At 64.6% G+C, this 12,634-nt stretch carries 14 protein-coding genes and 1 tRNA gene; 6 read left to right on the forward strand and 9 right to left on the reverse strand.

Going from position 1 to position 12,634, the window contains the following annotated elements:
- Positions 1-43: 43 nt before the first annotated feature.
- Positions 44-1,195 carry a 5-(carboxyamino)imidazole ribonucleotide synthase gene (locus E4S61_RS13770; RefSeq protein ID WP_135304503.1) on the forward strand — a complete coding sequence of 384 codons (1,152 nt, stop codon included), beginning with the start codon at positions 44-46 and terminating at the stop codon, positions 1,193-1,195.
- 51 nt (positions 1,196-1,246) lie between these two features.
- Positions 1,247-1,681, forward strand: coding sequence for a plastocyanin/azurin family copper-binding protein (locus E4S61_RS13775; protein ID WP_135304504.1), 435 nt, complete (start codon positions 1,247-1,249; stop codon positions 1,679-1,681).
- 29 nt (positions 1,682-1,710) lie between these two features.
- Here E4S61_RS13775 and E4S61_RS13780 read toward each other — a convergent pair whose 3' ends face one another.
- From E4S61_RS13780 to E4S61_RS13795, 4 genes are read right to left on the reverse strand one after another with little or no spacing between them, the layout of a single operon-like run.
- Positions 1,711-2,355 (reverse strand): 30S ribosomal protein S3ae, encoded by a 645-nt coding sequence (locus E4S61_RS13780; RefSeq protein ID WP_135304505.1) that lies wholly within the window; start codon positions 2,353-2,355, stop codon positions 1,711-1,713.
- On the reverse strand, positions 2,348-2,593 hold the full coding sequence (locus tag E4S61_RS13785) for a KEOPS complex subunit Pcc1 (protein WP_135304506.1): 246 nt from the start codon (positions 2,591-2,593) through the stop codon (positions 2,348-2,350). Before E4S61_RS13785 ends, E4S61_RS13780 begins: the two co-directional genes overlap by 8 nt.
- On the reverse strand, positions 2,590-3,708 hold the full coding sequence (locus E4S61_RS13790) for a hypothetical protein (RefSeq protein WP_135304507.1): 1,119 nt from the start codon (positions 3,706-3,708) through the stop codon (positions 2,590-2,592). The genes E4S61_RS13785 and E4S61_RS13790 overlap by 4 nt, the downstream gene beginning before the upstream one ends.
- Positions 3,708-4,178: a 30S ribosomal protein S15 gene (locus E4S61_RS13795; RefSeq protein ID WP_135304508.1), complete on the reverse strand. Its 471-nt coding sequence runs from the start codon at positions 4,176-4,178 to the stop codon at positions 3,708-3,710. The genes E4S61_RS13790 and E4S61_RS13795 overlap by 1 nt, the downstream gene beginning before the upstream one ends.
- A gap of 224 nt (positions 4,179-4,402) precedes the next feature.
- On the opposite strand from E4S61_RS13795, the gene E4S61_RS13800 reads away from it, so the two are divergent.
- From E4S61_RS13800 to E4S61_RS13810, 3 genes are all read left to right on the forward strand, one after another.
- Complete coding sequence (locus E4S61_RS13800) at positions 4,403-4,945, forward strand: DUF4382 domain-containing protein (RefSeq protein WP_135304509.1); 543 nt, start codon at positions 4,403-4,405, stop codon at positions 4,943-4,945.
- Positions 4,946-5,034: 89 nt separating this feature from the next.
- Entirely contained in the window at positions 5,035-6,780 is a 1,746-nt protein-coding gene (locus tag E4S61_RS13805; RefSeq protein WP_135304510.1) for a DUF7289 family protein, read from the forward strand.
- 111 nt (positions 6,781-6,891) lie between these two features.
- Positions 6,892-8,730, forward strand: coding sequence for a DUF7289 family protein (locus E4S61_RS13810; protein ID WP_135304511.1), 1,839 nt, complete (start codon positions 6,892-6,894; stop codon positions 8,728-8,730).
- 29 nt (positions 8,731-8,759) lie between these two features.
- Here E4S61_RS13810 and E4S61_RS13815 read toward each other — a convergent pair whose 3' ends face one another.
- From E4S61_RS13815 to E4S61_RS13835, 5 genes are read right to left on the reverse strand one after another with little or no spacing between them, the layout of a single operon-like run.
- On the reverse strand, positions 8,760-9,503 hold the full coding sequence (locus tag E4S61_RS13815) for a DUF7289 family protein (RefSeq protein WP_135304512.1): 744 nt from the start codon (positions 9,501-9,503) through the stop codon (positions 8,760-8,762).
- Complete coding sequence (locus E4S61_RS13820) at positions 9,496-9,939, reverse strand: DUF7266 family protein (RefSeq protein WP_135304513.1); 444 nt, start codon at positions 9,937-9,939, stop codon at positions 9,496-9,498. Before E4S61_RS13820 ends, E4S61_RS13815 begins: the two co-directional genes overlap by 8 nt.
- Positions 9,932-10,963: a DUF7261 family protein gene (locus E4S61_RS13825; protein WP_135304514.1), complete on the reverse strand. Its 1,032-nt coding sequence runs from the start codon at positions 10,961-10,963 to the stop codon at positions 9,932-9,934. Before E4S61_RS13825 ends, E4S61_RS13820 begins: the two co-directional genes overlap by 8 nt.
- Positions 10,951-11,538: a DUF7288 family protein gene (locus tag E4S61_RS13830; protein ID WP_135304515.1), complete on the reverse strand. Its 588-nt coding sequence runs from the start codon at positions 11,536-11,538 to the stop codon at positions 10,951-10,953. Before E4S61_RS13830 ends, E4S61_RS13825 begins: the two co-directional genes overlap by 13 nt.
- Position 11,539: 1 nt before the next feature.
- Positions 11,540-12,085, reverse strand: coding sequence for a DUF7287 family protein (locus E4S61_RS13835; protein ID WP_135304516.1), 546 nt, complete (start codon positions 12,083-12,085; stop codon positions 11,540-11,542).
- 245 nt (positions 12,086-12,330) lie between these two features.
- On the opposite strand from E4S61_RS13835, the gene E4S61_RS13840 reads away from it, so the two are divergent.
- A tRNA-Ala gene (locus E4S61_RS13840) sits at positions 12,331-12,402 on the forward strand.
- Positions 12,403-12,634 lie beyond the last annotated feature (232 nt).

The following is a 12,634-nucleotide window of genomic DNA, read 5'->3' on the forward strand; positions in this document are numbered from 1 at the left end:
ACAGAAATCAACGCTTAAGCACGCTCCTCCGAAAGCGCGCCACATGACACGCACGTCTCCCGGCCCGACCCTCGGCGTGGTCGGTGGGGGTCAACTCGGCCGTATGATGGGCGAAGCAGCAGCGCCGCTCGGCGTCGAACTCGTCGTCGCGGACCCGACGCCGGACTGCCCGGCCAGTCCGGTCGTCCGCGACCAACTGGTCGGCGGGTTCGAGGACGAGGAGACCTTCCGTGACCTCGCAGAACGAGCGGACGTCCTCACCTTCGAGATAGAACTCGCCGACCCGGACGTCCTCGAACGGGTCGCGGAAGAAACGGGAACGCCGGTCCACCCCAAGCCCGAGACGCTCCGAACGATACAGGACAAACTCGTCCAGAAGCGCCGTCTCGCCGAGGCCGGCGTCCCGGTCCCCGAGTTCCGCGCCGTCGAGACGGTCGAGGAGTTGCGCGAGGCCTGCGAGGAATTGGGATACCCAGCGATGCTCAAGGCTCGAACCGGCGGCTACGACGGCCGCGGGAACGTTCCCGTCGCCGGTCCCGAAGACGTCGAGGCGGCCATCGACGCCGTGGCCGGGCCGGCGATGGTCGAGGAGATGATCGACTTCGAGCGGGAACTCGCCGTCATGGGCTGTCGCGGCGACGACGAACGCGACGCCTTTCCGCTGACCGAGACCATCCACGAAGAAGAGATCCTGCGTGAGAGCGTCTCGCCCGCGCGCGCGAGCGAGACCGTCCAGGAGCGCGCCCGCGAAGTGGCACTCGACGTGCTGGACGTGATGGACGGCCGCGGCGTCTTCGGTATCGAACTGTTCGAAACCCGTGACGGCGACATCTTGCTCAACGAGATCGCCCCGCGACCGCACAACTCCGGTCACTGGACCATCGAGGGCTGTCACACCTCGCAGTTCGAACAGCACGTCCGCGCCGTGATGGGCCTCCCGCTGGGATCGACCGAACAGCGATTTCCCACCGTCTCGACGAACATCCTCGGTGATGTCGCCGAGCGCCAGTCCGCAGCACTGTACGGCGACGAAGCGGTGTTTGCCACCGACCGCGCGCATCTCCACTGGTACGGCAAACACGAAGTGTACGACCTCCGGAAGATGGGTCACGTCACGCTGACCGGCGAGCGCGATGTCGAGGAGCTACTGACCGACGTTCGAGAGTTGCAAGACGGACTGACCTTCGACGAGTGAGGTCCGCTCCGAACCGAGTCGTCTATGTCCGTCCGGTCCTGACGCCGACGTATGGAGCGACGGGCCTTCCTCCGGGCGGTCGGGTCGGCGTCGGTCGTCGGACTCGCGGGATGTATCGGCAGTAGCAGGCCGAACACCGACTACGATATCGGCATGGGCGCGAAGGTGTTCCGACCGGAGCGCCTCGAAGTCACGCCGGGGACGACCGTGACGTGGCTCAACACGAACAAGCAGGGCCACTCCGTCACCGCCTACGAGGCGAGCCTCCCCGATGGAGCCGAGTACTTCGCCTCGGGCGGCTTCGACAGCGAGGAGGCCGCCCGCGAGGCGTGGGGAAGCGGGTCCGACGGAACCATCTTCGAGGGCCAGCAGTACGAACACACCTTCGAGGTGCGCGGCGAGTATCCGTACCTTTGTATCCCGCACGAGAGCATGGGGATGGTCGGGACTATCGTCGTCACTGACGACCCGGCGACCGAAGAATAGCGAGGTTTCGAGCAGCGCGAGGTGCGCGCTTACGCGTCTTCGACTTCGACGTCTTCCTCGTCGACGTCGACGGTCGCTTCCTCTTCTGCGGCGACTTCCTCGGGACGCGCTTCGAGGGTCGCTTTCTGGATCTCGACGCGGCGCAGCGGGTAGATCTCTTTGGCCTCGCCGTAGATCGCCGAGGAGAGGCGGCCTTCGACGACGCTGTCGATGACCTCTTCGAAGGTCCGCTCTGCTGCGGTCTCCTCGACGAGGTCGATCATCGTGCGGCGGATGGCCTTCTCCTGGGAGGCGTCGGCCTTCTTCGTCGTGACCGAGACGGGCTGAATCTGGACGCGGTAGTCGTCCGTCGTCAGCACGGTGACGAAGGCTTCGACCTTCGAGGAGCCGCGGCGGACGAGCGAGCGCAGGTAGTCCCGCGTCAGCTCGTGCTTGGTGAACTCCGTGTACGCGGAGTCGGAGGCGACCTCGTTGATCTTGAAGGTCAGCTTCGTGTTGTTCTCGCTGGCGTCGTTTTTGAGTTCGCCCAGCGTGGTTTCGATGGTGCGACCGAGCACCTTGTCCGGTTCGTCTGCGGGTGTCTCACCGAGGACTTCCCGGTCGAACTGCTCGGGAGCCTGGACGGTGTACCACCGCTTCTGTTGCTTGCGCTTGGAGACGCTTCGTTCACTCATGGTTGGATTGTGTGGGTTGGTCTGCTAGCTGTGCTGCGACCCGAAGATTGACGACGTAGTCGTCGACCGTCGACTGCAAGCCGCCCGTCGAATCGCGCTCGACGGTGGTGACCACGGCGTCGTCTTCGACGCGAGTGGTCATCTCGTCGGTGTTGTCCGGCGACACTGCGGCCGCGACGTGCGCGGCGCGGACGGGTGAGCCGTGCGTCGTACGAATCTCGGCTCGTTTCCCGGTCATAGTGCCTCCCGGAACGCTTCGATGAGGTCCGCGGTCGGCACGTCGAACCGCGCGCGGACGCAGTCACCTTGCTCGACCGCTTCGCCGTCGACGGCGTCGGCTGCGGCCCGCATCGCCGCGGTCAGGTCCCGACCGTCGGTGGCGCGAGCGGCCGCTTCCCCGTCTGTGACGACGAGTGTCACGGGTTCGGGCGCGCGGAAGTCAGCCACGAGGCGGGCGACAGTGCCGACGGGCATCGCGTCGCCGCGCGCGACGAACAGGCCATCGTACCGACCGGTCGTCGCCTCGGTGACGGCCGTGTGTGCCCGGCGGGCGTGCGTTCGCCACGCCGCGAGTGCGTCCTCGCGGACGCCGTCGTGGCCGAGCGCGAGCGCGATACCGACGCCGGGGCGCTCCCGGGCGACGGCGTCTAAGACGTCGGCGTAGCCGCCGACCGTCTCGAAGGGACCGCCCACGTACGGGCGGAGGCCGCGCTGGACCGCATCGGCCGCCCGCGGCGGCGCGGCGTCCGCGCCGGTGACCGCGAGCGCGACCAGCGACGCGACGCGCCGGTGGTCGTCGTCGGTCAGCTCGGCGGGGAGGTCCAGTTCCGCGAGCGTCGCCCGTGTGCCCTCCTCGTCGCCGGAGAACGGCGCGCGGAAGAGCGTCGAGTGGGCCAGGCCGTCGGCGAGGTCCGCCGTCGGAATCGACAGACCGGGGCGGCGCTCCAGCCCGGCTTGCTCGGCGGCTTCGGCGACTGACCCGTCCAGCTCGCCGCTGGCGATGGTGCCGGCGAGTGCGAGCGGCGAGGCGGTCGCGGTCCCGAGTTCGCGGGCAATCTCGAAGGCCGTCGCGGCCGGATTGGCCGATAGCGTGTGGTCGGCACTCGAAGGCGAGCGGCCGACGGCGACGGTCACGTCGGCTTCCGTCGTCCGGTCGGGATCAGCGAAGGGTGCGACGACGCTCGCCTGAAACGGCGTTCCGACGGCGTCGAGTGCCCGTGCCAGTACGCCGGTCCCGGCGAGTGCGTCGCCGGTCGCGTCGCTGACGAGGCGCACGAAGGCGGCCTCGGAGAGCGTCGCGGCGACATCGTTGGGGACGGCGGCTGGCTGCTGTTCCCGACCGGTGGCCGACATTATTCGTCGTTCAACAGCGCGACGGCCTTCTCGTAGCTGTAGGTGAAGTCCTCGTCGACTTCGTCACCGCGGTAGTAATCGATGAGGCGACGGATCTTCGACTGCGTGTTCTGGAGCGCACGCTTGTTCTGGTGGTCGCCGGGGTTCTCGTCCATGTGGTCGCGCAGGCGAACTGCACGCTCCATCAGGTTGCGGAGATCCTCCGGGACGTCGGACTTGGCGTCGTTGTCCTCCAGAATCTCGGTGACTTTGTTGCCGGTGGCGAGCTTGATGTCCGGGACGGGCGTGCCCTGGACACCTTCGTCGCGCAGTTTCAGACCAATCTCGCTGGGCGAGTGGCCCTGCTCGGCGAGTTCGACGACGCGCTCTTCGACGGCGTCGGCGTCGACGTCGCTCCACTCCGGGGGTTCGTCTGCCGCGGGCTTGTCCGAGCCGGACGAGCCACGACGGCGGGTGTGCATTCGTGCCATAGTTGTGAAATTGGAACCGCACGAACCGCTCGTCGCTGCCGGTAGCGAGGCGTATTGGCATCGTCAGATGCCGAACACGGCCGCAATCCCGAGTCGTGGAATCCCACGACGTGTCAGATTTGCGGTCGCGCTGTTCCCATCTCCCCGTCGTCGGTGGCGCGACTAAACCGTTTCCATCTCGTCGAGGCGGTAGTATTTTGCATCGGGCTAACACAGGACGGGTCATGAATCGACGCGCGTTCCTCCGCAGCGGTGTCGCTGTGGCCGGTGTCTCCGTCGCCGGGTGTGGCAGTGACACGCCGACTGGAACGCTCGCTACCTACGTCAGCGACCGACCGGGCGCGATCGGAGATTTTACCGCCTGTGTCGTCTCTCTGAGCGAACTCCGCGTCCTCCCGGCCGACGAGACGACCGGCACCGAAGAACACACGGGTTCGGAACTGGTGTTCAAACTCGACGACATCGCGGTGAATCTCGTCGAGCTGACGGGCGCGACGGCGGCGCTCGCGGGGGAACGGAAACTGGCGGTCGGCGAGTACGCCTATCTGAAACTCGGCGTCTCATCGGTCGAAGCGACCCTCGACGACGGCGAGACGGCGATGGTTTCGACTCCCGGCGACGCCGCACTGAAGTTCGACCATCCCTTCGAGATCCGGGCCGGCGAACGGACGCGATTCACTGCAGACTTCGCGCCGGTTCCGGGCAGTGACCGCGGCCGATACCTCCTCCGACCAGTAGCGTCGGAGACGACTGTGAGTTACGAGTAGCGTTGCTTGCGGTTCGAGCGCGAGCGGGTTTTCGGCGTTCGATATAGTGCGGCGTCTCTTATATTGGAGCGAACCAAACGATACCTGTCATGTCGGTTGGGTGGGCAGAGACTGGAAACAGGGGACAGAGTCCGGTCATCGGTTTCGTACTGCTGTTGGCGGTAGTCGCCGTTACGGTGATCGCGGTGGTCTCTATCGGTGGGAGTGCGATCACTACGACGCAGTCGCAGTTGGGGGCCGAGCAGTCCGCGAGGGCGATGACGCAGCTGGATTCGCAGGCCGAACTCGTCATACTCGGCGGATCCGATGTCCAGTCTGTCAATCTCCAGCGGGCGGGGCGGGGAGAGTACATAGTCGAGGGGACAGCAGGGTGGATGAACGTCTCCTACGAGAATACGACGGCGGGAACACGGACGACAGTGTTCAACGAGACGATGGGGGCGTTCGTCTACGAAGGGGACGGGAGTCGGGTGGCCTATCAGGGTGGCGGTGTCTGGCGGACCAGCGATGATGGACGAGCGGTGATGGTCTCGCCACCCGAACTCCACTACCGGAACGCGACGTTGACGATTCCGCTCGTGACTGTGAGCGGAGGCGATTCGATAGACGACCGGGCGGTCATCAGGCACGACGGTACGACGCGACACTATCCGACCGCGACGGCGACGAACCCGCTGGACGATGGAACGGTGACTGTCACTGTCCAGAGCGAGTACTACCGCGCGTGGGGCGAGTACTTCGAGACGCGCACGAGCGGAGACGTCACGTACGAGCACGCGAACGACCGGGTGACGCTCCTACTGACCGTTCCGGCGGACTACCCCGCGATAACCGCCGGTGTCATCTCCGGATCGCCGAGGTCGACGGTGACCATCGAGAACAAGGTCGTCATGGACAGTTACAACTCCTCGACTGGCGGGTATCGCGGTCCGTCGCCGTCCGGAGGCGCCACGAAGTTACTGGTCGCGGGCGACCTGATTATCGAGAAGAGCGATATCTACGGCGACGTCGAGGTCGGCGGAACCGTTCGGTTCACCCACCCGAACGGTCGCCTCCACGGGGGGAACATCTCCTACGGCGATGGACTCTCACCGAACCCGCCGGGGAACAACTGGAACGCCGGTTCGAACAACTGGCGGGCGGCTAACGCCAGCGTCGAGGGGCCGGAGTCGGTTGAGGGGCTCATCGACGAACGGAGGAGCGCACTGGCGATGGACGCGAACGACAACGCGACGACGGCCAACGTGAGCGCCGGGCGCGTCGTGTACAGCGCGGCGGGTCCGGCAGAGAGGGCGGCGCTCTCGGCGGGAGCGTACTCTCTGGACGACCTCGTCGTCGGCAACGGTCAGACGCTGGTGTTGGATACGAGTGAGGGCGACATCGACATCTACGTCGACGGCGAGATGGCGATAGACCGCGGTGAGATAGCGGTTATCGGCGACGGTCGAGTGAACGTCTATCTGCAAGAAGACCTCTCTATCGAGGGGAAACACGGGAGTCGAGAGGTCGGCACTGGCGGCGAGAACGCGACACAGTTCTGGGTGTACATGAACCCCGACGCGACGGCCGAGTTCGGCAGCCAAGTCAGCTACACAGGTGTCATCTACGGGCCGGGGCGCGGGACCGAGCAAGGGGCCGAACTGACCTTCACGTCGGCGTCCTCCGGCAGCAGAATCTACGGCGCGTTCGTGGGCGACGCGGCGACGATAAACAACTTCGACGTCTACTACGACGAAGCGCTCTCGAACACCGAGACCGTCCAGCGGACCTCGCGGGTGCCCGCGGTCACGTACGTCCACGCCTCGACGAACGACGTTACCATCGCCGCCGGATAGCGGTGCGTTCGGTTATTCTCTCCGATCCCGAGTGCGCTGACTCCGCTCTGTGTACCAGATTCGATAGCTTCGCCGACGAGTTTATCACGAGTGATAAGTAAGTGGGGTGTAATGAACAGAGGGTTGGGGACGCCCGAGACGCCGCGAGGGCAGACGGGACCGCTCGGGCTCGTCCTCGTTTTCGCGCTGGTCATCGCCTCGACGACGGCGTTGGTGGCGTTCGGAGCGACGGCCATCACGGACACGCAGGACCGTCTCGATAGCGAACGGACGGAGAAGACGATGACGCAACTGGACTCGCAGGCGGCGCTCGTCGCGTTAGGGGACTCAGCGGTCCAGCAAGTCGACATCAGCGCGCCCGGCAGGCAGGGGTATCTGGTCGACGGCAACGCCGGCCAGTTGACGCTCTCCTACGAAAACACGACGACAGGAGCACAGCGAACAGTGTTTTCGACGGAGATGGGCGCGGTCGTCTACGAGCTCTCGGATGGGTCGACAGTCGCGTATCAGGGTGGCGGCGTCTGGCGGTCAGACGACGGGCGTAACTCAGTGATGGTCTCGCCGCCGGAGTTCCACTACCGCGAGGCCACGCTGACGCTCCCGCTCGTGACAGTCGACGGCGACGAGCGCGTAGACGGGCGGGCGGTTATCACGCACAATAACTCGATGCGATACTTCCCGAACAAGCGCATCGACAGCGAGTTCACCAACCCGATGGAGAACGGCAAGGTGCAGGTCACGGTGACGAGTACGTACTACCGCGCCTGGGGACAGTACTTCGAGACGCGGACCGATGGGATGGTCCAGTACGACCACCCGAACGACCGAGTCACGCTGACGCTCGTGACACCACTCCAGAATACCCGGATTACCTCTGCAACGGCGAGTCTGGCCGCCAGCGGCTCGTTTACGATCAACGGCGGGACGAACACCCGTTGTAGTCCGAGCGTCTACACGAACAGCTACAACTCCAGCGGGACTACCAACGACTACTGCGCGCAGACGCCGGGCCACGCCGGAGATATCGTTTACGGTGGCGACGTGGACATTAGTAACGGGGCTGGCGGCGACGACATCCGCGGCGACGTCGTCTCTGGTGGCACCGTCTACGTCGGCAACGGCGGCGGGAAACCGTACGTCTACGGTAACATCAGCTACACCGACAACTGCGAGCGAAGCCTCGCACACTGTCGGGACCGCATCACGTACGGCGGTGGTAGTCTGAAACAGATCAGCGGTGTCGAAGAGGCACCGGCGGTCAACGGCGTCATCCGGACTCGTGTCGAGGAGGCCGCGGCCGCGGCCGACAACGACAACGGGACGACGGGGAACGTCTCCGCGGGTACGCTTGACTTCGGTAACGCCGGGGCGGCCGATACGGCCGAACTCGCCGCGGGTGTCTACTACCTCGACGACCTCACCGTTCCTAGTGACAACGAAGTCGTCCTCAATACGACCGACGGCGACGTCGTCCTCGTCGTCGAGGAGAACGTCTACCTCCACGACCAAGCTGAGATCACGGTCGTCGGCGACGGCAAGGCCAGCGTCTACGTGGGCGGGACCGGAACGGACGGTAGCGGTCGGCACTTCTACATGGGGTCGAACAGCGCCATCACGAACGCGGGCGACGACGCGCCGCAGTTCCGGATGTACGGGAAGGACAATTTCACCGCACAGTTAGGGAGCGGGTCCGGCGGGAACCTCGCGAAATACGTCGGCGTCATCTACGCCCCGCCGGGGAACGCCGGCACCGGGAGCGTCACGCTCGACGGCGGCGAGGTCTTCGGCGGGATTCTCACGGGGACCACCACTATCGACGGCGGAAACGGCGGGAGCATCCACTACGACGAGGCGCTGCGAACCGAACGCGTCTTAGAGCGGAGTGACTCCGTCGTGAAGGTTACGTACATCCACGCGTCGGTCAACGAGGTCAACGTCACGAGCGCCTGAGCGGGGTCGGTCTCTCGCCCGCGGCCCGGCTACTGGTCGATTTCGACCGAGATGTCGTGATAGACGACGTAGACGCGGTTTATCGACCCGGGGGCATACTCACACTGGAGACTACTGCCCCCGGGACTACAGGTGAATCCTTGGTCCACGAAGTATTCCTCCCAGAGCGACTGTCGCGGCGAGTTCGCTATCGTTATCCGTACGCCGTCGACGGTGCTGCTCGTGTCCGCGTACACGACATCCGTCCGTTCCTCCTTCGTGCGGACGAGAACTGTCGACCCGCCGAGACTCTGCGTGGTCGGTCGGTTGAGACCGACAACCGGGAGCAGGACCCGCTCGTTGGAGACGACAAAGGGCGGCTTCCGCACGCGGACGCCGCCGTCGCGGGTCGTCCTGAACACGCCGCCGGCCTCGTAGGCGAGCGTCTGGTCGTCGACGCCGCCGTACTCGACTGGGCGAACCGTCCAGCTACCGACCGTGTTGAACCCACTCCCTTCGTCGACGCTGACACTGACGGTCACGTTGTCGGCGACCACCAACTGCCCCTCGCCGAGGCTCACCTCGGTCGCTCGGCTCGGCGCACCATGTCGGTGAATGTCGGCGACGTTGTCCGCGAGCACGTCGAAGGCGCGCTCTGCGTTGTCCACCTGTTCGGCGTTGCGCGTGTCCTGTAAGGCTCCGACGCCTGTCACCGACACCAGCGCGATGGAGGTGACGACGATCCCGAAGATGAGCGTGTAGCTGAGCACTTCGCTCACGGCTCGATCAGTCATCTCGCACCTCCAGTTCGCCGGAGCTGTCGTCGTAATGGATCTCGACGACGCCGCCGTCGGAGGTAGATGCCGCGAGGGGCGTCTCCGTCTGTACGTCGACGGTCACCTCGATCACCGGATTCGTCGACCGAAGGATGACAGCCGGGCCGCCCGGGTCGAGTTCGAGCCGGTAGGTACTCCCCGCCACTCGCTCCGGGAACGTCTGTTCGACGCTCGCGGTCACCGAACCGCGGCCAGCCACGACGAGGCGGTCGGTTCGGTGAAGGTCCGAGACCACCTGCTGGCCGATGACCGTGAGTTCGTTCCTGATGACCTGCTCGCGCCGGTCGTCGACGTAGTCGCCGCCCGCGATGAGGAGACCTGAGACGAGGATGGCCGCGATTGCCATCGTGAGCGTGTACCCGAGCGCCGTCGAGACGGCACGCGTATCAGACATCAGGTTCACCCGGTGCGACCCTAATATCCGTCTCGTAGCGCATATTCGCCGTACTGTACTCGTATCTCACCGTCACATCGTAGAGCGCGTCGGTCTCGTACGGTTGATCGCTCCCGGGAAGTCCGCCGACGAGCGGGAGGTCTAGTCCCCCGTCGTCGTGGACGACCATCGAGAAGTTCCCCTGTATCTGGCTGGCGTTCCGGAAGTAGACGTCGTACTCGTCGCTCGTGCCGACCCCGGTGCCCGACCCGAAGTGGAAGTTCTCGCCGCCCGACGCGGTTCCGAGCGCGTCGCAGGGTTCGTCGTCGATAGTTCCACGGGTCACGTCGATGCGGTAGGTCGGACTGTCGCTATCGACGGTGACCTCACAGGCCTCCTGCGTGGTCGAGCCGCTGACGTTCCGTAGCGTCCGGACGTGGACGGTGTCGCCACCCGCTGCGGTCGTCCAAATTTGCATCCGCCAGCTATTCGCGTTGCCGTTGCCGGTCACCGCCGTCTCGTTGACCTTCACCTCGAACGGCGTCCCACTCCCGGCGTCGATGCTCGTCGCGTCGATGCGAAACGCGCGGGTGCCGTTGTCGTCGGTGACTCGCTTCACGCCGCCGACGACCTCGTAGTTCGTCGCACCGCTGTCGTCTGCGAACGAACTGGAGTCGTTCTGGACGATACGCACCCCCTCTGTAGTGCTCTGTACGGTGACATTTACCAACCGACCGCGTCGGACCTCCTGGTATTCAGTCTGCCCGCTCGTGTTCGCTACGGCGTCCTCGACGGCTCCGTTCAACTCGCTGGGGCTGCTGTAATTCCGACGGTTGGCTATCCTGACTGCGTCGCCGACGTTCGTCTCGACCATCCCGCGCATCTCCAAGGCGTCGTCGCTCCCGGCTGTCTCGCCGCGACTCGCCAGGTTCTCAGAGAAGATGGCGGAGTTGACGATGAGCGCCAATGCGACGAATATGACCGCGAGAGCGAGCGCCGCGACGAGGAGTATCTGCCCGCGCTCTCGCCGTCTTAGATCCGCCACGCGACCACCTCCACTCTGACGGTATTGTGCAGATTATCACCGGTATCCGGTATCGGGTATGTCACGTTCTCCGTTTGCAAACTCGTCGTGGTCGGATTCCCGTCCTCGTCGTAGAGCGGATCCGAGTCCACGAGCGTTATCGTCCGCGTCGCGGTCACGGCGTTGTCGCTCGGCACGCCGTTGTAGATGTACCTGCGCGTAATTGACTCGCCGTCGAGGTTCTGAAATCGCAGGTAGACGTTGTAGGCGATGCCCTCGTCGTTGAACGACCGCTCTAGCATCCCCCCGAAGGTGTTGTTCGGCGGCGCACTCGTATAGTATCCCAAGTTCTCGTTCGCACCGTGGAATTCTCTGGTGCTGTTGTTCCAGTAGAGAACCGCCGGTTTCAGCGAGTCGGTCCGTGCCGCCGTTGCGAGCACCCCCTGCCCGATAGCCTGCTGTTGGTTCTCGATATGTTGACTCGAGGTGCTGGCCGATAGCGGCGTCACGGCGGTCATCTGTAACGCGAAGATAAGGCTCGTCAGCAACAACAACGCCGCGACGGTCGCCTCCAGCGTGTGTGCTTGCCCTCGCATCTCACCACACCCCCACGTAGACGGTCACGTCGCTCCCGTCGAGGGCGACGACGCGTACCGCCGTCACCGACGCGTCGTTGGCTCTCGGTGGTGCGTCGCCACGCGTGAGAACCACGTCGCTGCTGTCACACGCACCCCCTCTAGCCTCGACGATGCCCGTATCCGGCTCGTCTCGGTCCCAGCAGAGCACGTCGTTGCCTGACCCCGCCGCCGAGACGTTCCCCCGTACAGTGACGTTCAGATTCTGTCTCTTCTCGTCGAGCCCTAGCTGTGACTCGACCGGCCCTGAACCGTAGCTGCACTGTCCCGGGCTGTTACCCTCGAAGAAAGCCACGGTACAGTACTCCTCCAGTACGAACGGCTCACTGGGGTCGGCCAAGACGCTCTTGGTGAGTTGGTCGGCCACCCTGTTCGAGACGACCGTCTCCTCCTGTGTCCCCTCGGTAAACGGCGCTAAGATGCCGGGAATGAACAGAAAGACGAACAGCAACACGGCGAGAAAGAGACTCATCCCGATGGCGAAATCGAGCGTCGTCTGCCCCCGCATCAGTCTCGCCGCTCCGGTCTGTAGTCACGCTGCCATCGGCCATGTGGCCGCTCTATCACACTACGCTTGCCGTACATGAATCCCTTGCCGCCACCACGGTCGGTGGTACCTGACAGTGTGTCGTACTGGATACTCTTATCCGTTGCGGCGCTTTTCACCCGGGAGTGCGCTACGCCACCGGCTCGCACGACTCCGTCGCTTCGATGGGTTTAAGAAAAGGCATCGGATACTCAAACATGCAGCGCGGGCTCGTAGATCAGCGGTAGATCACTCCCTTGGCATGGGAGAGGCCCCGGGTTCAAATCCCGGCGAGTCCATCCAAGTTCTCTCCGTCAACAATCGACAGAAGGCGCGGCCTCTTTATAAACCCACAACACCGTTGAGCGTCTGTCATGCCGCTTTTACCCGCCAAAATCGTCCCTTGTGGCCTCCCACCGTTACCTCTCCATCCCTACGACGTACCTGGGTTTTGTACAATCGAGTTTCGGAAGGCAGCGTAGTGGTGAGTATAGACGCGGTTCCGAAAGGGGGAGTAACAACGCATCGAGG

Source organism: Haloarcula amylovorans (genome assembly GCF_004681185.1).
Lineage (GTDB): Archaea > Halobacteriota > Halobacteria > Halobacteriales > Haloarculaceae > Haloarcula > Haloarcula amylovorans.

Excerpts from the sequence above, each read along its gene's own strand:
- E4S61_RS13770 (WP_135304503.1), top strand. The coding sequence starts at position 44 with ATGACACGCACGTCTCCCGGCCCGACCCTCGGCGTGGTCGGTGGGGGT.
- E4S61_RS13775 (WP_135304504.1), top strand. The coding sequence starts at position 1,247 with ATGGAGCGACGGGCCTTCCTCCGGGCGGTCGGGTCGGCGTCGGTCGTC.
- E4S61_RS13780 (WP_135304505.1), bottom strand. The coding sequence starts at position 2,355 with ATGAGTGAACGAAGCGTCTCCAAGCGCAAGCAACAGAAGCGGTGGTAC.
- E4S61_RS13785 (WP_135304506.1), bottom strand. The coding sequence starts at position 2,593 with ATGACCGGGAAACGAGCCGAGATTCGTACGACGCACGGCTCACCCGTC.
- E4S61_RS13790 (WP_135304507.1), bottom strand. The coding sequence starts at position 3,708 with ATGTCGGCCACCGGTCGGGAACAGCAGCCAGCCGCCGTCCCCAACGAT.
- E4S61_RS13795 (WP_135304508.1), bottom strand. The coding sequence starts at position 4,178 with ATGGCACGAATGCACACCCGCCGTCGTGGCTCGTCCGGCTCGGACAAG.
- E4S61_RS13800 (WP_135304509.1), top strand. The coding sequence starts at position 4,403 with ATGAATCGACGCGCGTTCCTCCGCAGCGGTGTCGCTGTGGCCGGTGTC.
- E4S61_RS13805 (WP_135304510.1), top strand. The coding sequence starts at position 5,035 with ATGTCGGTTGGGTGGGCAGAGACTGGAAACAGGGGACAGAGTCCGGTC.
- E4S61_RS13810 (WP_135304511.1), top strand. The coding sequence starts at position 6,892 with ATGAACAGAGGGTTGGGGACGCCCGAGACGCCGCGAGGGCAGACGGGA.
- E4S61_RS13815 (WP_135304512.1), bottom strand. The coding sequence starts at position 9,503 with ATGACTGATCGAGCCGTGAGCGAAGTGCTCAGCTACACGCTCATCTTC.
- E4S61_RS13820 (WP_135304513.1), bottom strand. The coding sequence starts at position 9,939 with ATGTCTGATACGCGTGCCGTCTCGACGGCGCTCGGGTACACGCTCACG.
- E4S61_RS13830 (WP_135304515.1), bottom strand. The coding sequence starts at position 11,538 with ATGCGAGGGCAAGCACACACGCTGGAGGCGACCGTCGCGGCGTTGTTG.
- E4S61_RS13835 (WP_135304516.1), bottom strand. The coding sequence starts at position 12,085 with ATGCGGGGGCAGACGACGCTCGATTTCGCCATCGGGATGAGTCTCTTT.